This is a genomic window from Streptomyces purpurascens (assembly GCF_045040895.1).
GTDB lineage: Bacteria > Actinomycetota > Actinomycetes > Streptomycetales > Streptomycetaceae > Streptomyces > Streptomyces purpurascens.
This window is the reverse complement of record NZ_CP108341.1, coordinates 865,371-887,313: the sequence shown is the minus strand read 5'-3', so window position 1 is coordinate 887,313 and position 21,943 is coordinate 865,371. Positions and strand designations below refer to the sequence as shown.

At 72.8% G+C, this 21,943-nt stretch carries 24 protein-coding genes and 1 pseudogene; 12 read left to right on the top strand and 13 right to left on the bottom strand.

Going from position 1 to position 21,943, the window contains the following annotated elements; translation table 11 throughout:
• The first annotated feature begins 3 nt into the window (after nucleotides 1-3).
• A complete protein-coding gene (locus tag OHU35_RS04050; protein ID WP_189730549.1) occupies nucleotides 4-597 on the top strand; it encodes a hypothetical protein in 594 nt (197 codons plus the stop codon).
• A 116-nt stretch (nucleotides 598-713) separates the two neighbouring features.
• Complete coding sequence (locus OHU35_RS04045) at nucleotides 714-1,166, top strand: phospholipase (RefSeq protein WP_189730551.1); 453 nt, start codon at nucleotides 714-716, stop codon at nucleotides 1,164-1,166.
• 63 nt (nucleotides 1,167-1,229) lie between these two features.
• On the opposite strand, the gene OHU35_RS04040 is transcribed toward OHU35_RS04045, so the two are convergent.
• From OHU35_RS04040 to OHU35_RS04030, 3 genes are all read right to left on the bottom strand, one after another.
• Nucleotides 1,230-1,928, bottom strand: a complete 699-nt coding sequence (locus OHU35_RS04040; protein WP_189730553.1) for a phosphatase PAP2 family protein — start codon at nucleotides 1,926-1,928, stop codon at nucleotides 1,230-1,232.
• A gap of 200 nt (nucleotides 1,929-2,128) precedes the next feature.
• Nucleotides 2,129-4,384 (bottom strand): cation-translocating P-type ATPase, encoded by a 2,256-nt coding sequence (locus tag OHU35_RS04035; RefSeq protein WP_189730557.1) that lies wholly within the window; start codon nucleotides 4,382-4,384, stop codon nucleotides 2,129-2,131.
• Nucleotides 4,385-4,386: 2 nt separating this feature from the next.
• Entirely contained in the window at nucleotides 4,387-4,599 is a 213-nt protein-coding gene (locus OHU35_RS04030; protein WP_189730559.1) for a heavy-metal-associated domain-containing protein, read from the bottom strand.
• Nucleotides 4,600-4,789: 190 nt separating this feature from the next.
• Between OHU35_RS04030 and OHU35_RS04025 the strand changes: the two genes are divergently transcribed.
• The gene (locus tag OHU35_RS04025; protein WP_359895614.1) at nucleotides 4,790-5,752 is read left to right on the top strand and encodes a hypothetical protein; all 963 of its coding nucleotides are present in this window, start codon (nucleotides 4,790-4,792) and stop codon (nucleotides 5,750-5,752) included.
• Nucleotides 5,753-5,755: 3 nt separating this feature from the next.
• Here the strand turns inward: OHU35_RS04025 and OHU35_RS04020 are convergent, their stop codons facing one another.
• Together OHU35_RS04020 and OHU35_RS04015 are read right to left on the bottom strand one after the other, a co-directional pair.
• Entirely contained in the window at nucleotides 5,756-7,573 is a 1,818-nt protein-coding gene (locus tag OHU35_RS04020) for a glycoside hydrolase family 15 protein (protein WP_189730563.1), read from the bottom strand.
• 67 nt (nucleotides 7,574-7,640) lie between these two features.
• Nucleotides 7,641-8,420 (bottom strand): DeoR/GlpR family DNA-binding transcription regulator, encoded by a 780-nt coding sequence (locus OHU35_RS04015; RefSeq protein WP_189730565.1) that lies wholly within the window; start codon nucleotides 8,418-8,420, stop codon nucleotides 7,641-7,643.
• Nucleotides 8,421-8,537: 117 nt separating this feature from the next.
• On the opposite strand from OHU35_RS04015, the gene OHU35_RS04010 reads away from it, so the two are divergent.
• Nucleotides 8,538-9,419, top strand: a complete 882-nt coding sequence (locus OHU35_RS04010; protein WP_189730567.1) for an SIS domain-containing protein — start codon at nucleotides 8,538-8,540, stop codon at nucleotides 9,417-9,419.
• 36 nt (nucleotides 9,420-9,455) lie between these two features.
• Nucleotides 9,456-10,316, top strand: a complete 861-nt coding sequence (locus tag OHU35_RS04005; RefSeq protein WP_405504664.1) for a ketose-bisphosphate aldolase — start codon at nucleotides 9,456-9,458, stop codon at nucleotides 10,314-10,316.
• On the opposite strand, the gene OHU35_RS04000 is transcribed toward OHU35_RS04005, so the two are convergent.
• Nucleotides 10,306-11,436: a methyltransferase gene (locus tag OHU35_RS04000; protein WP_189730692.1), complete on the bottom strand. Its 1,131-nt coding sequence runs from the start codon at nucleotides 11,434-11,436 to the stop codon at nucleotides 10,306-10,308. The two genes, OHU35_RS04005 and OHU35_RS04000, sit on opposite strands and share 11 nt — an antisense overlap.
• A gap of 68 nt (nucleotides 11,437-11,504) precedes the next feature.
• Here OHU35_RS04000 and OHU35_RS03995 point away from each other — a divergent pair, with 68 nt between their 5' ends.
• From OHU35_RS03995 to OHU35_RS03980, 4 genes are all read left to right on the top strand, one after another.
• A complete protein-coding gene (locus OHU35_RS03995) occupies nucleotides 11,505-12,143 on the top strand; it encodes an alpha-ketoglutarate-dependent dioxygenase AlkB family protein (RefSeq protein WP_405504662.1) in 639 nt (212 codons plus the stop codon).
• Nucleotides 12,144-12,179: 36 nt separating this feature from the next.
• A complete protein-coding gene (locus OHU35_RS03990) occupies nucleotides 12,180-13,418 on the top strand; it encodes an ROK family protein (protein WP_189730573.1) in 1,239 nt (412 codons plus the stop codon).
• Nucleotides 13,419-13,534: 116 nt separating this feature from the next.
• Complete coding sequence (locus OHU35_RS03985) at nucleotides 13,535-14,425, top strand: NAD(P)-dependent oxidoreductase (protein WP_405504660.1); 891 nt, start codon at nucleotides 13,535-13,537, stop codon at nucleotides 14,423-14,425.
• Between the two features lie 12 nt (nucleotides 14,426-14,437).
• Nucleotides 14,438-14,860: a PPOX class F420-dependent oxidoreductase gene (locus OHU35_RS03980; RefSeq protein ID WP_189730578.1), complete on the top strand. Its 423-nt coding sequence runs from the start codon at nucleotides 14,438-14,440 to the stop codon at nucleotides 14,858-14,860.
• Between the two features lie 18 nt (nucleotides 14,861-14,878).
• Here OHU35_RS03980 and OHU35_RS03975 read toward each other — a convergent pair whose 3' ends face one another.
• Genes OHU35_RS03975 through OHU35_RS03965 form a run of 3 tightly spaced genes read right to left on the bottom strand, consistent with a single transcriptional unit; the run spans nucleotide 14,879 to nucleotide 16,936 of the window.
• Entirely contained in the window at nucleotides 14,879-15,787 is a 909-nt protein-coding gene (locus OHU35_RS03975) for a phosphotriesterase (RefSeq protein ID WP_405504658.1), read from the bottom strand.
• On the bottom strand, nucleotides 15,784-16,362 hold the full coding sequence (locus OHU35_RS03970) for a DUF4865 family protein (RefSeq protein WP_405504656.1): 579 nt from the start codon (nucleotides 16,360-16,362) through the stop codon (nucleotides 15,784-15,786). The genes OHU35_RS03975 and OHU35_RS03970 overlap by 4 nt, the downstream gene beginning before the upstream one ends.
• Nucleotides 16,363-16,372: 10 nt before the next feature.
• Nucleotides 16,373-16,936 carry a TetR/AcrR family transcriptional regulator gene (locus OHU35_RS03965; protein WP_405504654.1) on the bottom strand — a complete coding sequence of 188 codons (564 nt, stop codon included), beginning with the start codon at nucleotides 16,934-16,936 and terminating at the stop codon, nucleotides 16,373-16,375.
• Nucleotides 16,937-17,120: 184 nt separating this feature from the next.
• Here OHU35_RS03965 and OHU35_RS03960 point away from each other — a divergent pair, with 184 nt between their 5' ends.
• Nucleotides 17,121-17,405, top strand: coding sequence for an SHOCT domain-containing protein (locus tag OHU35_RS03960; protein ID WP_359895620.1), 285 nt, complete (start codon nucleotides 17,121-17,123; stop codon nucleotides 17,403-17,405).
• A gap of 5 nt (nucleotides 17,406-17,410) precedes the next feature.
• Nucleotides 17,411-17,608, top strand: a pseudogene (locus OHU35_RS03955) (ATP-binding cassette domain-containing protein); the annotation flags it as partial.
• Between the two features lie 187 nt (nucleotides 17,609-17,795).
• Here the strand turns inward: OHU35_RS03955 and OHU35_RS03950 are convergent.
• Complete coding sequence (locus OHU35_RS03950) at nucleotides 17,796-18,338, bottom strand: ATP-binding protein (protein ID WP_359895621.1); 543 nt, start codon at nucleotides 18,336-18,338, stop codon at nucleotides 17,796-17,798.
• Nucleotides 18,339-18,521: 183 nt separating this feature from the next.
• The gene (locus OHU35_RS03945; RefSeq protein ID WP_189730591.1) at nucleotides 18,522-18,845 is read right to left on the bottom strand and encodes a hypothetical protein; all 324 of its coding nucleotides are present in this window, start codon (nucleotides 18,843-18,845) and stop codon (nucleotides 18,522-18,524) included.
• Nucleotides 18,846-19,240: 395 nt separating this feature from the next.
• On the opposite strand from OHU35_RS03945, the gene OHU35_RS03940 reads away from it, so the two are divergent.
• The gene (locus OHU35_RS03940; protein WP_189730593.1) at nucleotides 19,241-20,365 is read left to right on the top strand and encodes a PLP-dependent cysteine synthase family protein; all 1,125 of its coding nucleotides are present in this window, start codon (nucleotides 19,241-19,243) and stop codon (nucleotides 20,363-20,365) included.
• 16 nt (nucleotides 20,366-20,381) lie between these two features.
• Here the strand turns inward: OHU35_RS03940 and OHU35_RS03935 are convergent, their stop codons facing one another.
• Both OHU35_RS03935 and OHU35_RS03930 read right to left on the bottom strand, forming a co-directional pair.
• The gene (locus OHU35_RS03935) at nucleotides 20,382-20,849 is read right to left on the bottom strand and encodes an SRPBCC family protein (protein WP_189730595.1); all 468 of its coding nucleotides are present in this window, start codon (nucleotides 20,847-20,849) and stop codon (nucleotides 20,382-20,384) included.
• Between the two features lie 63 nt (nucleotides 20,850-20,912).
• The gene (locus OHU35_RS03930) at nucleotides 20,913-21,743 is read right to left on the bottom strand and encodes a DeoR/GlpR family DNA-binding transcription regulator (RefSeq protein WP_405504650.1); all 831 of its coding nucleotides are present in this window, start codon (nucleotides 21,741-21,743) and stop codon (nucleotides 20,913-20,915) included.
• Nucleotides 21,744-21,943: the final 200 nt, after the last annotated feature.

The following is a 21,943-nucleotide window of genomic DNA, read 5'->3' as shown; positions in this document are numbered from 1 at the left end:
GGGATGCGGACCCGTGAGGCCGGTGAGGTGTTCGGGCCGCGCATGGCCCTGTTCGCCGACGTGCTGAGCGTCGGCCTCGCCACGGCGGCGGCCTGTCTGCCGCTGGTGACCGCACCGGCCGCGCTGTCGACGGCCTGCGCCGTCCTGCGCGGTGCGGGGCAGGACCGGCCCGTCACGGCGGGGCGGTACTTCGCCCTGCTGCGGCGGCGGCTCCGGGCCGGTGACCTGCTGGCGGGAGGCGTCGCGCTGGCCGGTCTGCTGCTGCTCGCGGCCGATCTGGCGCTGGCCGGGGCCGGGCTGCCCGGGGCGCGGCTGTTCGCGGTGGCCGCCGCCGTCATCGGCGCCTGTGCGGCGGTCGTCGGCCTGCGGGCCTGCGGACGCCCCGAGTCGCTCACCGACTGGCGCGCGGCGGTGCGCGGGGCCGCCCGGGACGCCGTGGCGGACGTGGGCGGCAGCGGGCTGGTCCTGCTCGCCGTGGCGACGGCCGCGCTGTGCGCCTGGATGCTGCTGCCCCTGGCCTTCCTGGCCCCGGGGCCGCTGGCCCTCGCGCTCACGGCCATTGACGTACGCCGGTCGGCTGCCGTTCTCGTTCAATAGCCAAGAATTAAGGGGGCATTGGGGCACGTCAGGTGTGAGCACCCTCAAGAGGTGGCGATGCTCTTGTCATGAACCTGCGGCCCGATGGGCGGGCCGCGGCCTCATGGAGGTGTGGGATGCACCGCAGACTCGCCACCGGTCTTGCCGCCTCAGCCCTGTCCCTCGTCACCGTCGTCGGCACCGCGACCCTCGCGAGTGCCGCCCCCGCCGACAAGCCCCAGGTGCTCGCCGGCTGGACGCAGACCAGCGCGTCGAGCTACGACGCCTGGGCCGCCGCCCGCGCGAACCAGGCCGCCTGGGCCGCGTACGCCTTCGACTGGTCGACCGACTACTGCTCCTCGTCGCCGGACAACCCGTTCGGCTTCCCCTTCTCGATGTCCTGCGCCCGCCACGACTTCGGCTACCGCAACTACAAGGCCGCAGGCACCTTCAGCGCCGACAAGTCCCGACTCGACAGTGCCTTCCACGAGGACCTCAAGCGGATCTGCGCCGCCTACACCGGCGGCACGAAGAACGCCTGCGACAGCACGGCGTGGACCTACTACCAGGCGGTGAAGGCCTTCGGCTGAGGACCTGTCGGTCGTGTGGGGGCAGGGCGCGGGCCGTTGAGGCCGCACGCCCTGCCTACGGCCTCAACGGCCCGCGGAACCGATGCTGATCCGCGGCCACGAACGGGCGGCCGTCAGGAGCGCCTGGGTCCGCGCCGACGGCGTGGCCGCCGCCGCGGCCAGCGCCGCAGCGGCGCTCGCGATGCCGAGGACCGCGCCGGCGGCCACGTCGCCCGGATAGTGCACGCCCGTGTGGATGCGGGAGTAGCCGACGGCGCTCGCCAGCGCCCCGAGCGGCACCGCGGCGGGCGGCAGGACCACACCGACGGCGGTGGCGAACGCGACCGCCGACGCCGTGTGCCCGGACGGGAACGAGGCCGACGTGGGCATCCGGACATGCCGGTCCACCGTCACCCGGGCCGCCTCGCGGTCCGGCCGGGCCCGGCGCACCAGGCGCTTGCCGAGCAGGTTGGCGGAGGCCGACGCCACGGCGATCGCCCCGACGCCGACGACCGCTGCCCGACGCGGGCGCTTCCCGGCCAGCGCCAGGGCGGTGGCGATGCCGAACGAGATCTTCGAGTGGTCGGCCGCGTGCGACAGGTGGCGCAGCGTCCGGTCGAGGGTCGGCGTGGGGGTGGCTGCCACCGCCGCGTACAGGGCGCCGTCCACGGCCCTGAGATCGCCGAGTACGGCGGCCAGGAGCCGGCCGGGTCCGCCGGCGGGCTTCCCTTCGCTCGGCAGCGGACGGGGGGCGTCCGCGTCTGTGATCGTCGGATCGGTCATGTGCTTCTCCCCGCAGTGGCCTTTCCCCAGCAAGGTACCGGCTCACGCGGGGCGCACGCTCGGCGCCCCCGCGGGCCGGTACCCGCTGAGTGCCCACGCGGCGGACGGCCATCCGTGAGCCGGACCCGGCACGGCCGACCGGGCGACCTGGTGAACTGACGGCATGACGTCACCGCTGCACCGGGCCCTGCGCGCACTACTCAGCCGGCGGCCCGGAAGGTGCGCAGCCGCAGCGAGTTGCCGACGACGAAGACCGAGGAGAAGGCCATGGCCGCTCCGGCGATCATCGGCGTGAGCAGTCCGGCCGCGGCCAGCGGCAGGGCCGCCACGTTGTAGGCGAAGGCCCAGAACAGGTTCGAGCGGATGGTGCCGAGGGTGCGGCGGGAGAGGCGGATGGCGTCCGCCGCGGCCCGCAGGTCGCCCCGCACGAGAGTCAGGTCCCCGGCCTCGATCGCGGCATCCGTGCCGGTGCCCATGGCCAGTCCGAGATCGGCCTGGGCGAGCGCCGCCGCGTCGTTGACACCGTCGCCGACCATCGCCACCGAACGGCCCTCGGCCTGGAGCCGCTTGACGACCTCGACCTTGTCCTGCGGCAGTACCTCGGCGACGACGTTCTCCGGAGCGATACCGACCTCGCGGGCGACGGACCGGGCCACCGCCTCGTTGTCGCCGGTCAGCAGGATCGGCGTCAGTCCGAGTGCGCGCAGCCGCCGGATCGCCTCCGCGCTCGTCTCCTTCACCGCGTCGGCGACCTCCAGCACCGCACGCGCCTCGCCGTCCCAGGCGACCGCGATGGCGGTGCGCCCGGCGCCCTCGGCCACCGCCCTGGCACGGGCCAGGCTGTCCGGCAGCTCCATCGCCCAGTCGGCCAGCAGCCGCTCCCGCCCGACGAGCACGGCGTGGCCCTCGACGACACCTTGGACGCCGAGTCCGGGCACATTGGCGAAGTCCTCCGGTGTGGGCAGCGCGCCGCCGAGCTTCTCCAGCGCCCCGTCGGCGACGGCACGGGCGATCGGATGCTCGGAGGAGTGCTCCAGCGCCCCGGCCAGCCGCAGCACCTCGGCCTCGTCGGTGCCGTCGGCGGTGTGCACGGCCAGCAGGGTCATACGGCCGGTGGTGACGGTGCCGGTCTTGTCGAGGACGACGGTGTCGACCCGGCGCGTCGACTCCAGCACCTCCGGGCCCTTGATGAGGATGCCGAGCTGGGCTCCCCGCCCGGTGCCGACCATCAGCGCGGTCGGCGTGGCCAGACCGAGGGCGCACGGGCAGGCGATGACCAGGACGGCGACCGCGGCCGTGAAGGCGGCCGTCAGACCGGCGCCGTTGCCGAGCCAGAAGCCCAGCGTGCCCAGCGCGAGGGCGATCACGACCGGCACGAACACGGCGGAGATCCGGTCCGCGAGCCGCTGCGCGGCGGCCTTGCCGTTCTGCGCGTCCTCCACGAGTCGGGCCATGCGGGCCAGCTGGGTGTCGGCACCGACCCGCGTGGCGCGCACGACGAGCCGCCCGCCGACGTTGATCGTGGCGCCGGTGACCGGGTCGCCGGCGCCGACCTCCACCGGCACGGACTCGCCGGTGAGCATCGAGGCGTCCACGGCGGAGGAACCCTCGACGACCGTCCCGTCGGTGGCGATCTTCTCACCGGGCCGGACCAGGAAGCGGTCGCCGACCTTCAACTCCGCGACCGGAACGGTCTGTTCACGGCCCTCGTCGCGCAGCACGGTGACGTCCTTCGCGCCCAGCTCCAGCAGCGCCCGCAGTGCCGCCCCCGCCTTGCGCTTCGCCCGGGCCTCGAAGTACCGCCCGGCCAGGAGGAAGGCCGTCACACCCGCGGCGGCCTCCAGGTAGATGTTCCCGGCGCCGTCCGTGCGCTCGATGGTCAGCTCGAAGGGGTGCGTCATGCCCGGCGTGCCCGCGGTGCCGAAGAACAGCGCCCACAGCGACCACAGGAACGCGGCAGAGGTGCCCACCGAGATCAGCGTGTCCATGGTGGCCGCGCCGTGCCGGGCGTTGGTGAGCGCCGCCTTGTGGAAGGGCCACGCCGCGTAGATCACGACGGGCGCGGCCAGCGTGAGCGACAGCCACTGCCAGTACTCGAACTGCAGCGCCGGGATCATGGCCATGGCCACGACGGGAACCGCCAGCACCACGGCCGCGACCAGCCGCTCGCGCAGCGGGCGGAGTTCGTCGGTCTCCTCGGCGGGCTCGGTGTGCCGCTCGGGGAGTGCCGGTTCCTGAGCGGTGTACCCGGTCGCCTCGACCGTGGCGATCAGATCCCCGACCGAGACCTCACCGGAGTAACTGACCTTCGCCTTCTCGGTCGCGTAGTTGACGGTGGCGGTGACCCCGTCCATGCGGTTGAGCTTCTTCTCGATGCGCGCCGCGCAGGAGGCGCAGGTCATGCCTCCGATGGCGAGCTCCACTTCGGCGCCGGTCCCGACCGTTTCGGTGGTCATGGTCAGACCCGCCCGGTCAGCTCGTAGCCGGCCTCGTCGACGGTTTCCGCGATCGCGGCGTCGTCGGGCTCGGCGGCACTGGTGACGGTGACGCGTCCGGTGCCGAGATCGACGTCGACGCCGCTGACGCCGTCCAGCCCGCCGATGGCCTCGGTCAGCGTGGCCTTGCAGTGACCGCAGGACATTCCGGCGACGGCGTAGGTGGTGGCGGGCATCGGTGCCTCCTAGGGGTGCTTCCGGAGAATACGGGGCGGGGGTATCCCTCGCCGAGTTCCTGTATACCCCTGAGGGGTATAGGATGCAAGCGCGAGAACAGCTTGACTCGATACCCCCTAGGGGTATGGTGAACTGCATGGAGGCCCCGCATCCGAGCGGGAGGCCCGCTTCTTGGAGGAGACGCCGGCCATGAACACCGGACTGAAGATCACCACCTTCGCCGCCGCGCTGGCCGCGACGTTCGGCACGGCCTACGGCGTCGGACAGGGCATCGACCCCGTCGTCGCCGACCGCCCGCCGAAACACGAGGACGAGCACACCCGGCCCGCACCGGAGCCGGAGGAGAGCGGCGGCCACGCCGGACACGAGACGCCCCCGGCCGGCGGACTCCAGATCTCCGAGGGCGGCTACACCCTCGACCTCGAGACCCCGCGCGTCACCGCCGGACAGCGGGCCGACCTGCGCTTCACCGTCCGGGACGGCAGCGGCCGGGCCGTCACCGCATACGAGCGCGAACACGAGAAGGAACTCCACCTCATCGTGGCCTCACGCGACCTGGCCACCTACCGTCACCTGCACCCCACCCGCGCCGCCGACGGCACCTGGAGCATCCCCGTCGACCTGCCCCGCGCGGGCGGATACCGCGTCTTCGCCGACTTCACCCCGGCGAAGAAGGACGCCCGGAACCTCACCCTCGGCGCGGACCTCGCCGCCTCCGGCCCGTACCAGCCGGAGAAACTCCCGCAGGCGACAACCACGGCCGAGACCAACGGCTACGAGGTCGAGCTGGCCGGCGCCCTGCGCCCGGGCAAGGCGAGCGAACTGAAACTGAAGGTCTCCCGGGCCGGCAAGCCCGTCACCGACCTCCAGCCCTACCTCGGCGCGTACGGCCACCTGGTCGCCCTGCGCTCCGGCGACCTCGCCTACCTGCACGTCCATCCCAACGGCGAACCCGGCGACGGCACCACCCGGCCCGGCCCGGACGTCTCGTTCACGGCCACGGCACCCAGCGCCGGTTCCTACCGCCTGTTCCTCGACTTCAAGCACGAGGGAAAGGTCCGCACGGCGGCTTTCACCGTCCGGGCCGGCGGGTCGGCGGCCGACGGACCGGGTACCCCAGAGGGGCATGCGGACGACAGCCACGGGCACTGAGCCTCAGCCGAGCGCCCGGTCCAGGTTGAAGGCCGCGCTGATCAGCGCGAGATGGGTGAACGCCTGCGGGAAGTTGCCCTGCTGCTCCCCGGTGTGGCCGATCTCCTCGGCGTACAGGCCGAGATGGTTGGCGTACGTCAGCATCTTCTCGAAGGCGAGGCGCGCCTCGTCGATCCGGCCGGCGTGCACCATGGCCTCGACATACCAGAACGAGCAGATGGAGAACGTGCCCTCGTCACCGCGCACACCGTCCGGACTGGACTCCGGGTCGTAGCGGTAGACCAGCGAGTCCGACACCAGCTCCTCGGTGAGCACGTCCAGCGTCGACAGCCACTTGGGATCCGTCGGGGCGATGAACTTCGTCAGCGGCATCATCAGCACGGCCGCGTCCAGCACGTCGCCGTCCTCGTGCTGGACGAAGGCCCGGCGCTCCTCGGACCAGCCCCGGCTCATGATCCGCCGGTAGATCGTGTCCCGGCACTCCCGCCAGCGCGGCAGATCGGCGGGCAGCCCGCGCCGGGTGGCCATCCGGATGGCCCGCTCGATCGCCACCCAGCACATCAGCCGCGAGTACAGGAAGTTCTTGCGGCCGCCCCGGGTCTCCCAGACCCCCTCGTCGGGCTGGTCCCAGTGCGCGCACACCCAGTCCACCAGCGCGCACACGTCGTCCCACTGGCCGCTGGAGATGGGCTTGGCCCACTTGTCGTAGAGGTAGATGGAGTCGATCAGCGCGCCGTAGATGTCGAGCTGGAGCTGGTCGGCCGCCGCGTTGCCGACCCGTACCGGTGCGGAGCCCTCATGGCCCTCCAGATGGTCGAGGGTGCGTTCGGGCAGGTCGGTGCGCCCGTCGATGCCGTACATGATCTGCAGCGGGCCGGAGTGCTTGCCGTCGCCCGGGCTGATGTGCCGGGTCACGAAGTGCATGAACGCCTCGGCCTCGCCGGTGAAGCCCAGCCGCAGCAGGGCGTAGACGCAGAACGCCGCGTCACGCACCCACACGTACCGGTAGTCCCAGTTGCGCTCGCCGCCGAGCCGCTCGGGCAGGCTCGTCGTCGGCGCGGCCACGATCGCCCCGGTCGGCGCGTACGTCAGCAGCTTCAGCGTCAGGGCCGAGCGGTGCACCATCTCCCGCCAGCGGCCCCGGTACCGCGACGACGCCAGCCAGCGCCGCCAGTACGCCACCGTCGCCGCGAACTGCTCCTCCGCCTCCGTGTGCGCACACCGGCGGGGCGTCACGTCGCCGCCGACCTTGTCCAGCGCGAACACGGCGGACTCGCCCTCGCTGAGCTTGAAGTCGCCTCGCACGTCCGGCCCGTCGGCCTCCAGCGGCACGGTCGAGGTCAGCGCGAGCGCCATCCCGTCGGCTTCGAAGAGCGCCGTCTCACCGTTCAGCCGGACGGTGTGCGGCCGGGTGCCGTAGTCGAACCGGGGAGCCACTCGCGTACGGAACGGGATCGAGCCGCGTACGCACACCACCCGCCGGATCAGCCGGTGCCGCTCGGCCTCCGCCGACTCGCCGTCCAGCGGCATGAAGTCCTGCACCTCGCCGACGCCGTCCTCGGTGAAGAACCGGGTCATCAGGACGTTGGTGTCGGGGAAGTAGAACTGCTTGGTCCGCGCCGGCACGGTCGCCGCCAGTTCGAAGCAGCCGCCGCGCTCCGCGTCCAGGATCGAGGCGAACACGCTCGGCGCGTCGAAGGCAGGGCAGCAGTACCAGTCGATCGTGCCGTCGGTCCCCACCAGGGCCACGCTGCGCAGATCGCCGATCAGCCCGTGCTCGGCGATCGGCAGATACCGCCGGCCGTCCGCTGTTCCCCGCATGGCAGCCTCCCTGCCCCGGTGAGCGCCTGGATTCAGCTTAGGCCCGCGGAAGGGAAGCGGCCGGGTGTCACACCGTGACGACCCGAAGCCCGGCCTCCTCGAAGCGCCGCAGCGTCTCCGTGTCGGCCGCCGTGTCCGTGACCAGCGTGTCCACGGCCTCGGCCGCGCAGATCCGGGCGAAGGCGCGCTGCCCCAGTTTGCTGGAGTCGGCGGCCACGACCACGCGCTCCGCGCGCTCGCACAGCAGCCGGTTGATCGCGGCCTCGGCCTCGTCGTGCGCCGCCGCCCCGTGCGTGACGTCGAAGGCGACCACGCCGAGCACCGCCACATCGACGGTGATCTGCCCGAGCACCCCGTCCGCGAGCGGCCCGACCAGCTCGTACGACTGGGCCCGGGCCACCCCGCCGGTCAGCACGATCTTGAACTGGGGCCGTACGGCCAGCTCGTTGGCGATGTTCAGCGCGTTCGTCACGATGGTCAGCGCGGGCGACCCGGACGTCAGGTCCCCGCGCACGGCCAGGGCCCGCGCCACCTCGGTGGTGGTCGTACCGCCGGTCAGCCCGACCGCCTCGCCGGGCACGACCAGGTCCGCCACCGCCTTCGCGATGCGCTGCTTCTCGGAGGCGTGCCGGGCCGTCTTGTAGCGCAGCGGCAGCTCGTACGACACGCCGTGCACGACCGCACCGCCCCGTGTGCGCACCAGCATCTGCTGCTCGGCCAGCCCGTCGAAGTCGCGGCGGATCGTCGCGGCCGACACCCCGAGCTCCCCGGCCGCCTCCTCGACGTCCAGCCGGCCGCGCTCCACGAGCAGGTCCAGCAGCGCCTTCCAGCGGGCGTCGCGCGACATCCGCACCTCCACGTCTCGATCTCCGGGCGACCCTAGCGCACCCGATCTCGCCTGATGCTTGATGTTGCTCGAAAGGTGGCGATATCTTGCAGGAACAATCAGAGCGGAGAGTGTGGCATGACGCATGTCGAGGATGAGCTGATCAGCCAGCCCGAGTGCTGGACACGCGCCGCGTCGGAGGCGGCGGGGTACGCGGAGGTGTTGCCGGCGGCGGGGGAGCGGGTGGCGATCGTCGGCTGCGGCACCTCGTACTTCATGGCGCAGGCCGCCGCGGCCCTGCGCGAGGACGCCGGCCAAGGCGAGACCGACGCGTTCGCCGCCTCGGAATACCCGTACGGCAGGGGCTACGACCGGGTCGTGGCCCTCACCCGCTCCGGCACCACGACCGAAGTCCTCGACCTGCTGGGCAGGTTGAAGGGCCGTACCCGCACCACCGCGATCACCGCCGACCCGGACACGCCCGTGAAGACGGCGGCCGACGAGCTCGCGGTGCTCGACTTCGCGGACGAACGCTCCGTCGTACAGACCCGGTTCGCCACCACCGCCCTCACCCTGCTCCGCGCCCATCTGGGGCTCCACCCCGACACGGCTGTCACCGACGCGCGCACCGCCCTGGCGGAGCCGCTCCCCGAAGGCCTGGTGGAATGCGCCCAGTTCGCCTTCCTGGGGCGCGGCTGGACCGTCGGCCTGGCCAACGAGGCCGGGCTGAAGATGCGCGAGGCCGCGCTGGCCTGGGCCGAGGCCTACCCGGCGATGGAGTACCGGCACGGGCCCATCAGCGTCACCACGAGCGGCACCGCGACCTGGATGTTCGGGGACGCGCCGGACGGTCTCGCCGAACAGGTGCGCGGCACGGGCGCGTTGTGGATCGCCGGAGCCCTGGACCCGCTCGCCGAACTCGTCCGCGCCCAGCGGCTCGCCGTCGCGGTCGCCGCCTCACGCGGCCTCGACCCGGACAGCCCACGCCATCTCACCCGCTCGGTGATCCTCGCTCACTGACCTCGGTGATCCTCGTTCACTGACCCTGGAGGCACCGTGCCCCTCACCACCACCGGCGAGCTCGTCACCCGCGCCGCGACGGCCCGCTCGGCCGTCGCCTCGTTCAACGTCATCACGCTGGAACACGTCGAGGCCGTCATCGCGGGCGCCGAGTCCGTGCACGCCCCCGTCGTGCTCCAGGTCAGCCAGAACGCGGTCAAGTTCCGCGGCGGGCAGCTGCTCCCGCTCGCCCGCGCGGCCGTCACCGCGGCCGAACACGCCGCCGTTCCGGTCGCGTTGCACCTCGACCACGTACAGAGCGACGCGCTGCTGTACCAGGCGGCGGACGCCGGCTTCAGCTCCGTGATGTACGACGCGGCCCGGCTGCCCTACGCGCAGAACCTCGCCACGACCCGGGCGGCCGTCGACTGGGCGCACGCCCAAGGGCTGTGGATCGAGGCCGAGTTGGGGCAGATCGGCGGCAAGAACGGCAGGCCCCCGCTGGACGCGCACGCCCCCGGCGCCCGCACCGACCCCGACGAGGCCCGGGCCTTCGTCGCCGACTCGGGGGTGGACGCCCTGGCCGTCGCCATCGGCAGCGCCCACGCCATGACCACCCGCACCGCGACCCTCGACCACGCCCTCCTCAAGCGCCTGTCGGCCGCCCTGGACGTCCCGCTCGTCCTGCACGGCTCCTCCGGCGTCCCGGACGACGAACTCACCGCGGCCGTCGTGGGCGGCATCGCCAAGGTCAACATCGGTACGGCCCTGAACATCGCGCTGACCGGCGCCATCCGGGACTTCCTCGCCGAGCGCCCCGAGGCCGTCGACCCACGCGGCTACCTCACGGTGGCACGAGAGGCCATGACACGGGCGGTGGCCAGAACCCTCCGGACCCTCGGCCCGGCTACCGCTTGACGGCTTTCAGCACCACGAACTTCGGGTCGCCGGCGACCAGTCGGCTGTTGCCGAAGATCCGCCGCAGCGTGACGTGGTAGCCCAGATGCCGGTTGCCGATCACCCACAGCTCGCCGCCCGGCCGCAGCGCGCGCCGCGCCCCGGCGAACATCCGCCGGGCCGTGGCGTCCGTCGTCGCCTGGTGGGAGTGGAACGGCGGGTTGTTGAGGACCAGGTCGACACTGCCCGACGGCACCCCGGCCAGCCCGTCGCCCACCCGGAACTCGGCGTGCCCCGGCACCCCGTTCGCCTTGTACGTCGCCTCCGCCGAGGCCACGGCCTGGAACGACTCGTCCACGAACAGCACCTCGGCCTCCGGGTCGGCCAGCGCCACCGCCGTACCGACCACGCCGTTGCCGCACCCCAGATCGACCACTCGTCGCCCCTGGCCGCTCGGCAGATGCCGGAGGAAGAACCGGGTGCCGATGTCGAGCCGGTCGGCGCAGAAGACCCCCGCGTGGTTGACGACGGTGCCTCCCGCGGCCGGGCCGATGCCGTCCGGCAGTGTGTAGACGTACGGCCATGGACCGGCGGGCCGCTCCAGCGCGGGATCCGGCGTGCAGAAGATCAGCCGCGCCTTCTTCTCGGCGAGCGAGGTGCGGGTCGGGCCGAGGATCCGCTCGAACAACTGGAGTGTCGAGGTGTGGATCTCCTTCACCATCCCCGTGCCCACGACCACGGTCCCCGCGTGTACCGCCGGCGCCAGCCGCAGCAACTGGTCCTCCAGCAGCGCCAGACTCTTCGGCACCCGCACCAGGAGGACATCGACGCGGTCGGGCGGCGGATCCTGCGTGGTGAGCAGCCGGACCGCGCCGGGCTCGACGCCGTGCCGCGCCAGATTGGCCCGGGTCGCCTCCTGCGTCAGATGGGAATCCGTGATCTGCGTCGGCCGGTGCTCCGCGAGCGCCGTCACCAGCGCGCCCCACCGGTCCCCGACGGCCACGACCGTGCCCGACAGCGGGACCCGCTCCTGCGCCAGATGCCTCAGCACGTACTCGTCGGAAGCGTCCCAGGCACGCAGCCTGTCACGCGCATCCTCGGGGAAACGGGTCAGCTCGAACTCGCCCCACGGCGTCGTCATACGGTCGTTCATCGTGGGTCAAGGCTAGCCGAGCCGCAGCTCAGGCCGTGTCGGGCAGGATGGGAAGCATGGACGGCGAGCTGTTCCCCAGGGCCCGTACGCAGGTGGCGCCCGGCGCGATGCACATACCGGACTGGCTGGACGCCGAACACCAGCGCGCGCTGCTCGAAGCCTGCCGCGAGTGGGCCCGCCCACCCGCCGGACTGCGCACGGTCCGCACACCCGGCGGCGGCACGATGACCGCCCGGCAGGTCTGTCTGGGCTGGCACTGGTACCCGTACGCCCGCACGGTGGCCGACGGCGACGGCGCCCCGGTCAAGCCGTTCCCCGAATGGCTCGGTGAGCTGGGCCGCCGAGCGGTGCGGGACGCGCTGGGCGACCCGGAGGCGGCGGAGTACGACATCGCGCTGATCAACTTCTACGGCGGCGACGCCCGCATGGGCATGCACCGCGACAGCGACGAGAAGTCGGACGCGCCGGTGGTGTCGCTGAGCCTCGGCGACACCTGCGTCTTCCGCTTCGGCAACACCGAGACCCGCACCCGGCCCTACACCGACGTCGAGCTGCGCAGCGGCGACCTGTTCGTCTTCGGCGGCCCGTCCCGGCTCGCCTACCACGGTGTTCCCCGGGTACACGGGGGCACGGCACCGGCCGGTCTCGGCCTGACCGGACGGCTCAACATCACGCTCCGGGTCAGCGGTCTGTAGGCCGGCGGCCCGGCGGATCATGGGAGACTCGCCCTCATGAGCGGGAAGGCGGACCCCCGGCAGGCGGGGGATGGGAGCACCTCGAGGACGCGGCTGGACCGGGGGCGCGGAGCGCTCGGACCCGCGCTGGAACTCGTCCACACCGGACGCGCGCCGACCCGGGCCGTCCTCACCGCCGAGCTCGGAGTGACCCGGGCGACGGCCGGCGCGGTCGCCGCCGAACTGGAGGCGCTCGGGCTGATCCGGGTCGATGCCCGGCCCGGCGCGGCGGCCGGATCCCAGGGCAGGCCCTCGCACCGGCTGGCCGTCGCCGAGAACGGCCCCGTCGCGCTCGCCGCGCAGGTGCACGCCGACGGATTCCGGGCGGCGCTGGTCGGGCTGGGCGGCCGGATCGTCGCCACCGCGCCCGGCTGCGAGACCGTCGACGCCGACCCGGCCAAGGTGCTCGCCTCCGTCGTCACGGCGGGCGCCGAACTGCTGCGCGAGACGGGCCGCCGATGCGTGGGCGCGGGACTCGCCGTACCGTCCGCGGTGGCCGAACCCGAAGGCCTGGCGCTCAACCCGCTGCACCTGGCCTGGCCCGCGGGCGCGCCCGTCCGGGACATCTTCGCCGAGCAGGTGCGCGCGGCCGGCATCGACGGCCCCGCCTTCGCCGCGAACGACGTCAACCTCGCCGCGCTCGCCGAGCACCGGCACGGCGCCGGCCGCGGCGCCCGCGACCTGCTGTGCGTGGCCACCGGCCATCGGGGCGTCGGCGGCGCGCTCGTCCTCGACGGCCGCCTCCACAGAGGCAGTTCAGGCCTCGCCCTCGAGGTCGGACACCTCACCGTGCACCCCGAAGGCCGCCCCTGCCACTGCGGCAGCCGCGGCTGCCTGGACGTCGAGACAGACCCGCTGGCCTTCCTCACGGCGGCGGGCCGCGACCCGGGCCCCGAGGTGTCCCTGCTCCAGCAGTCCATCGACCTGGTCCGCCACCACTACGACGACCCGGGCGTACGCACCGCCACCGAGGCCCTCATCGACCGGCTCGGCCTCGGACTCGCCGGCCTCGTCAACATCCTCAACCCGGACCGCATCATCCTCGGCGGCCTCCACCGCACCCTCCTGGACGCCGACCCCGACCGCCTCCGCGCCGTCGTCGCCGACCGCAGCCTCTGGGGCCAGAGCGGCGGCGTCCCCATCCTCCCGTGCACCCTCGACCACAACAGCCTGGTCGGCGCGGCCGAACTGGCGTGGCAGCCGGTGCTGGACGATCCGCTCGGAGCGCTGACCTAGAGGGCATGCCCCGTAGGAGTGCCCGCGCCGCTCCCGGGCAGGCGAGCCCCGAGCGGGCAGGCTGGTTCACAGGCAGTACGCCCGCCGCACCGCACCACCGAGGAAGTAGACGCGCAATGACCGACAAGCTCACCGTGAGCGTCCTGGGCACCGGCATCATGGGCGCGGCCATGGCCCGCAACCTCGCCCGGGCCGGACACACCGTCCGTGCCTGGAACCGCACGCGTGCCAAGGCCGAGCCGCTGGCCGCCGAGGGCGTTCAGATCGTCGACACGCCCGCGCAGGCGGTGCGGGACACCGACGTCGTCCTGACCATGCTCTACGACGGTCCGGCCGCCATGGAGACGATGCGCGAGGCCGCCCCGGCCCTGCGCCCCGGCGTCGCATGGGTGCAGTCCACCACCGCCGGTATCGAGGGCATCGCCGATCTGGCCGCCTTCGCCCGCGAGCACGGTCTCGTCTTCTACGACGCGCCCGTCCTGGGCACGCGTCAGCCCGCCGAGGCCGGTCAGCTGACCGTGCTCGCCGCCGGGCCCGCTGTCGGGCGGGACACGGTGACGCCGGTCTTCGACGCCGTCGGCGCCCGCACCGTGTGGACCGGAGAGGACGGGGCGGCGGGGGGTGCCACCCGGCTGAAGCTGGTCGCCAACAGCTGGGTCCTCGCCGTCACGGCCGCCGCCGGTGAGGCCCTGGCGCTGGCCAAGGCCCTCGACGTCGACCCGCACGGTTTCTTCGACCTCGTCGCCGGCGGCCCGCTCGACATGGGCTATCTGCGCGCCAAGTCCGAGCTCGTCCTCGACGGCCGGCTCACACCGCCCCAGTTCGCGGTGACCACCGCGGCCAAGGACGCCCGCCTGATCGTCCAGGCCGGTACGGAGAACGGCGTCCGCCTGGACGTCGCCGAGGCGGCCGCCACCCGTATGGAGCGTGCCGCAGCCCAGGGCCACGGCGACGAGGACATGGTCGCCGCCTATTTCGCCAGCTTCGACGAGAAGCCCGACTCCTAGGAGGTTCCCTTCATGTCCAAGCCGCCGCTGCCGCCCGAGGCCGACGCCCTGCTGAGCCGGCCCAACCCGTGCGTCATGGCCACGCTGCGCTCCGACGGCACGCCGGTCTCCACCGCCACCTGGTACATGTGGAAGGACGGGCGTGTTCTCATCAATCTCGACGAGGGCCGCGTACGCCTCAAGCACCTGCGCCGCGACCCGCGCGTGACCCTCACCGTCCTCGCCGGCGACGACTGGTACACCCACGTCACCCTCATCGGCCGGGTCACCGAGATGTACGACGACGAGGACCTGGCCGACATCGACCGCCTCGCCCGGCACTACATCGGCAAGCCCTACCCGGACCGCGTCCGTCCCCGGGTCAGCGCCTGGATCGAGGTCGACCGGTGGCACGGCTGGGGCGAGCTGAAGGACAGTGACCAGGCCGGAGGCTGAGTCCGGCGACCACGCAGGTCAGCGCCACTCCACCGCGAACACCCGGCCCGGGTTCTCCGTGAGGATGCGCCCCACCAGGTCCTCGCCCACGGCGTGGACCAGCCGGGGCCGCACCCGGCGCAGCAGATACGGCATCCCTGGGCCGCCGCCCACCGAGCGGGCGGCGGCCGTGGTGGTGTCCGCGCCCAGCAGCAGCCTGTCCCCGAACCCGGCGTCGGCGAGGGCCCGTACGGCGTCCGGCATCCGCCAGTCCGTGGCGTGGTTGGCGCGTGACGGCCCGTCGAAAGCCAGATAGCAGCCGGACTCCGCGGCCTGCCGGTGCACCACGAGGTCGGGGGAGCGGTTGAGATGCCCGAGCACCACACGGTGCGGCGGGACCCCCAACTCCCCGCACAGCAGGTCCAGTACGTCCAGTGCGCCCGTGCCCAGCTCCAGGTGCACGGCGATGGCCGCCCCCGTGGCGTGATGCGCCTCCGCCGCCGCCTCCATGGTCCAGCGGGCATGCGCGTCCAGGGCGTGGAACCCGCCCGCGACCTTGACGAGCCCCGCCCGTACCCCCGACACCCCGATGCCCTTGGTGAGTTCGGAGACGAAGACGTCGGCGAGCCGGCCCCGCAGCCCGGCGAGTGTGTCGTCGTCGTAGTGCACGGCCTGGTGCAGCCCCGTCGCGGCGACCACGTGCACGCCGGTCTCCCGGGACAGCGGCGGCAGATCGGCGGCCCGCCGCCCGAGCCCGTACGGCGTCCACTGCACCACGGTCCCGCCACCCTGCTCACGGAACGCGGTCAGCTCCGCCCGCGCCGCCGCAACGCTGCGCAGCTCCTGGCCGGGCAGCCGGGGACTCCCGAAGAACAGATGGTCGTGGGCGTCGCACACGCCCAGCTCTCCGGGGAGTACGTCCCCCAGCACCGTGCGTATCGCGCTCACCAGTGGCGCCCCTGGGGCAGCCGGGTCCGGCCGGGCGCCGACAGGTGCAGCACCTCGAACACGTCACCGTCGGCCTTGGGCGTCTCGTGCTCCCAGAGCGAGAAGTGCACCAGCTCCCACCGGCTCGTGTCGACGGCGGCCGCGGCGAGCAGGGCCCCGTCCTCCGCCGCCAGCCGCCGGACCTCGCCCACCGCGTCCGCCACCACCTCCGCCAACAGCCCTTCATCGGGGACCGGTCGGCGGTGCCGCACCGCGAACCGCGCCCGAGGCCCGCCCCCTTCCTCATACGCGAGCCCCGTCCACTGCCGCACGGACGGCCGCCCGAAGTCGTCACCGAGCCGCTGGAACCCACCGCCCCACAGGAAGGAGTTCATGCCTTCGACGGTGTTCCACAGATAGAAGGGCGCGTACTGGTTGACCGGCGAGCCGCGCAGGCCGCGCTCGCGCATCAGATAGGCCTTGAGGCCGAGCCCGTCCCAGTCGTCGAGCAGCCGCCCCACACGGGCGACCCGGTCGCGGACGACGCCCATGTCGTAGTCGGCGGGCAGGGTGAGTTCGTACTGCATGGCATGCACGGAAGCCTCCTCAGGCGGGACGGGGTGCCAGCAGCGAGAGCAACCCCCGCACCCCCGCGTCGAACGAGGCGGGGGAGCCGGAGGCGCGGGCGAGGACATAGCCGCCCTGGACGGTGGCCACGACCGCCGCCGCGATCTCCTCGCCGTCCAGCGAGGGCACGAACTGGCCCTGTTCCTTGCCCTCCTCGACGATCGCGGCGAGGCGCCCGCGGATCCAGTCCAGGGTCTCCTCGACCGGGGCACGCAGGTCGTCGCTTCCGATCACGTCCGGGTCCATGGTCAGCCGGCCGATCGGACAGCCCCGCAGCACGTCCCGCTCGCGCCGCAGATACGCCTCGACGCGCTCGTACGGCGTTCCGGGGCCGTCGAGTACTCCCGCGGCGGTAGCCCGCATCTCCTCGGCCGTCCGCCGGATCGCGGCCAGCGCCAGGTCGGGCTTGCCCCTGAAGTGGTGGTACATGCTGCCCTGCCCGGCGTCCGCGCGCTCCAGGATCGCCTTGGGGCTCGTGCCCACATAGCCGCGCTCCCACAGCAGCTCGCGGGTGGACTCGATCAGCCGTTCCGAGGTGCTCATGCCCTCACTGTACATACCAGTAGTTACAGAAGTCGAGGCCGCGAGGAGCACCCGGGACCCGCCCGCCTACTCCCCACGAGGTACGCACACTGCCGCTGGCCGTACGACGACCGGGCACCCCTCGCGGGACGACTCTCGGAAGCACACACAACAGCGCGGCAACGCATCCGAGGAGTTGGACGACATGCAGACCCTGGCGAACTTCGGCGACGGCGGCGGGCCCGGCCCGTGGATCCTGCTCTTCCCGGTGATCTGGGCGCTGGTGATCGGCGGCGGCGTCGCGCTGCTGCGCCGCACCGTGTGGCGCGGACGCCGGAACAACCCCTGGCGGCAGCCCACCGTCGAGAACGACTCGCCCATCGCCGTGCTCGGCCACCGCTTCGCCTCCGGCGAGATCGACGAGGACGAGTACTGGCGCCGCCTCTCCGTGCTGAACGAGGAGTTCGGCCGCAAGGGAGGCACGGCATGACCACGATGACCGCCACGACGACCACGCGACCCGCCGCCCGGGTCGTCGACGCGGTGAAGGTGTACGGCGGTGGCGACACCGCCGTACGCGCCCTCGACGGCGTGACCGTGAGCTTCCCGGCCGGCCGCTTCACCGCGATCATGGGGCCCTCGGGCTCCGGCAAGTCCACCCTGATGCACTGCGCGGCCGGCCTGGACACCCTCAACGGCGCCGGGCGTCCGCCCCGGTGGACGGAGGCGCCCCGCCTCACCGCCGACGGCGACGGTGCCGTCCACGCCGGGGTCGCCGGGGCGGGCCTGTCAGACCCGGGAAGCGGGGTGTCCCGGGGCGGACGGCACACCGCGGCGTACATCCCGGCAGGGCCCCGCGGGAGCGGTGGTCACCGCCCGGTCAACCGGCAACGGCGGACCGGGCGGGAGCGTGTTCGGGCCGGAGCCCTTCGGTGGAGTGCCCGACCTCCGCGAACCTGCGCACGGCCTTCTCCTGGACCGGATGCCGCGCCCGGCGCGACGGCGCGGCCACGGCGGGGGAGGACGTCGGCAGGGTGAACCACACGACCTTGCCGGACTCGCCGTCCGGCCGGACGCCCCAGCTCTCGCTCATGGCGGCCACCATCGCGAGCCCGCGCCCGCAGGTCGCCAGCGGCGCGATGTCGCGGGGATCCTCCACCACGGGCATCCGCGGGTCGTGGTCGTGCACCGAGACCGTGAGCCGGTCGAGGAGCAGCTCTATCTCCACGGTGCATGTCTTGTCGGGCTGGGCATGCCGGTGGACGTTGGACAGCAGCTCCGTCACGCCGAGCGAGGCCCGGTCGATGAGGGCGTCCAGATGCCAGTAGCGCAACTGCGCAGATACGATTCTGCGGACCTGGCCGATCCGCGACGGCAGAGCTTGAAGCTCCACCGTGCAGTGTCTGTTTGGGTAGCTGATCACGGCTGCGACTCCCCGACGTGAGGTCCGGAAGAACACGGAGTTCGGATCCAGCAGGGCGCCTTCAGGACACTGCCGCCCGCTGTCGTGGCCGGCGGGCTGGTTCGCAGCGTTATCGCCGGTAAACCCAGAGTGACGTGAGACCAGAGTGACGCAGGGGGTGAGGTACCGCAACTCGCGGACATCTCAGTCGCCACGCCCCGCCGCTCGGCGCACGGCCTCGATGAAGCGCCGTGCCGCCGGCGGCCCCGGCTCGCCCGGGGCGGGGTCGTGATCGCCCAGGGTGAGCAGGTACCGATTGCCGTTGAGATCCGCCGTGGCCCGGCCGTCGGGGCCGAACCAGGGCCTGGAGGCGCGCACCGCCTGTACCGGCGCGCTGTCGATCTCACTGCCGTAACTGGTCAGCAGCTCGAGCCGGCCGTCGCTGATCCGGACCTGTCCGGCCCGGGTGAGCGAACGCAGCCGCTTCCCGATCCGCACGCCCGTGGCCTTGAACTCCGGCTCCGCCATGCCACCCGCCCCCTTGTGCGCTCGGTGTACCGGCCCGCGCTCCCCGCGGCGCCCGGTACGGGCCCGTGTACTGCTCCAGTGTGCCTCGGAAGCCTGCTCCGGCGGTGCTCGTACCCCTGCCGGTACCCCGTGCGGGGCCTCGGTCCCGCGGTGAAGTCTGCCCGCACCCGGCGTCGAGCACCAGTACGTGCGACCCCCTCGCCGGGGGGCGCCCGCAGCACACACACGAAAGCGCCCCCGGGACCGCGCGCCCCCTTGCCCCGGCCTCTGCCCCTGGGGGCGCTTTGGGGGGCTCAAAGATGCGTTTATGCAGGTGAGAAGCGTGCGGAAGCTGCTTATCATCGAGGTGTCGGCCGCGCGACGTGCCGTCGGCGCGCAGCGTTAGGAGCACCCCCGTGAGCACTCCCCAGCAGACCCGGACCGGCGTGACCCTCGACGTCGACCACAGTGACGCCGGCTACCGCGCGTGGCTGAAAGAGGCCGTCCGCAGAGTCCAGGCCGACGCCAACCGCTCGGCCGACACACACCTGCTCTCATTCCCTCTTCCGGAGCGGTGGGGCATCGACCTGTACCTGAAGGACGAGTCGACCCATCCCACCGGCAGCCTCAAGCACCGGCTCGCACGCTCCCTCTTCCTCTACGGCCTGTGCAATGGCTGGATCCGGCCGGGCAGACCCGTGATCGAGGCCTCCAGCGGTTCGACGGCCGTCTCCGAGGCGTACTTCGCGAAGCTCATCGGCGTTCCCTTCATCGCCGTCATGCCGCGCACGACGAGCCCCGAGAAGATCCGCCTCATCGAGTTCCACTCCGGACGGTGCCACTTCGTGGACGACCCTCGCACGATGTACGAGGAGTCCGCCCGTCTCGCGGCGGAGACCGGCGGCCACTACATGGACCAGTTCACCTACGCCGAACGGGCCACCGACTGGCGCGGGAACAACAACATCGCCGAGTCCACCTTCCGCCAGCTGCGCCTGGAGCGGTACCCCGAGCCGGCGTGGATCGTCGCCACCGCGGGCACCGGCGGCACCTCCGCGACCCTCGCCCGCTACATCCACTACATGCAGTACGACACCCGCGTCTGCGTGGCCGACCCGGAGAACTCGTGCTTCTTCGACGGCTGGACCACCGGCGATCCGGACGTCACGTACGACTGCGGCTCCCGGATCGAGGGCATCGGCAGGCCGCGTATGGAACCGAGCTTCGTGCCGGGCGCGATCGACCGGATGATGAAGGTGCCCGACGCGGCCAGTGTCGCCGCCGTACGGGCACTGGAGCGGGCCATCGGCCGCAAGGCGGGCGGCTCGACGGGCACGGGTCTGTGGAGCGCGCTGAAGATCGCCGCCGAGATGGTGGCCGAGGGCCGGCAGGGAAGTGTCGTGACCCTGCTGTGCGACCCGGGGGACCGGTATCTCGACAAGTACTACTCGGACACCTGGCTGGCCGCCCAGGGGCTGGACATCACGCCGTACGCCGCCGCGATCGACTCGCTGCTGGAGACGGGCGTCTGGCCCGACTGAGACCAGGCCCGCGGCATCAGGCCGCCAGCCTCCGTCCCAGCGCCGAGACGGCATCCCGGAAGGCGCGCGCCTGGGCGATCCGTATCGGCTTCATGGCGAGCCGGTACGCCGCCGTCCCGTCGGTGGCGAAGGTCCACCGCACCCGGGTGCCGTCGCCGGCCGGCGCGAGCCGCCACTCCTCGACGAGCGCGCGCACCCCGGGGACGTTGGTGACGTCGACGCGGTAGGCGTACAGCTCGGGTTCCTTCGCCGCGATGACGGACTCGCGGAACCGGACGCCCCCGCTGAGCGTGATGTCGCGGCCGGCACCCCCGTCGACCGGGCGGGCGGCCGTCACCTGGGGAAACCAGTCGACCCAGCCGGGCACGTCCGCCAGCGCACGGTAGACCGCCTCCACCGGAGCCGAGATCACCAGCGCGGAGACATGCCGCACGGGCGCGATCCCGGCGAAGTCGAGCCCGACCGGGCGCAGACGGTGAGCCATGGACGAAGCCCTCCTCGCACGGAACGGGCGATGACCGGAAGCGTCACCCTAGCTGGCGGCCCGTCAGCTGTCTGCCCCTTCCTCGGGCTCCCCGGCCACCACCAGCCGCCGCAGATGCTCCACGACCACCCCGCGCGCCTCGTCCGGCAGACCGGCGTCCGTCACGAGCGTGTCGATCCGCTCCAGCGAGGCGAAGGAACTCAGGCCCACCTTGCCCCACTTGGTGTGGTCGGCGACCACCACCACCCGCCGGGCCGACTGCACGAGCCGCCGGTTCGTCTCGGCCTCCGCGAGGTTCGGCGTCGACAGACCGGCCTCGACCGATATGCCGTGCACACCGAGGAAGAGCAGGTCGAAGTGGAGCGCCGCGATCGCCTGGTCGGCCACCGGCCCCACCAGCGAGTCGGACGGAGTGCGCACGCCGCCGGTCAGCACGACCGTGGCAGCGCCCTGCCGCGGGCCCGAGGTGCGCTGCGCGGCGTGGAAGACGTCCGCCACCCGCACCGAGTTGGTGACCACCGTCAGGTCCGGCACGTCCAGCAGCTGGTGCGCCAGCGCGAACGTCGTCGTTCCGCCCGACAGGGCGATCGCCGCGCCCGGCGTGACCAGCTTGGCCGCGGCCCGCGCGATGTCCTCCTTGGCGGTCAGCTCCAGGCCCGACTTGGCCTCGAAGCCCGGTTCGTGCGTACTCGCCTCGACCACCGGGACCGCGCCGCCGTGCACCTTCTCCAGCACGCCCTGGCGGGCCAGCGCGTCGAGATCGCGGCGGACCGTCATGTCCGACACGCCGAGCTTGCGGGTCAGCTCGTTGACCCGGACACCGCCCCGGCGGCGGACCTCGTCGAGGATCAGGGATCGCCGCTGCTCCGCGAGGAGGTTCTGATTCTCGCTCACGTACGCTCCGGTCCTTTCGCCTCAATGCCGTCCGACTCGCCCAGCACACCCGCCCCCACTAGGACATTCTCCCCGGGCTCCGGTGCGCGGACGTCTCATCCTCGCATGTCGCGGAGCCGCCGGCGCCACCGACCGCTCGTCGCGCACATGTCACTCGCGGCTCATCTGTCGCTTCCCTGCATCACGGATCGGGGAGATTC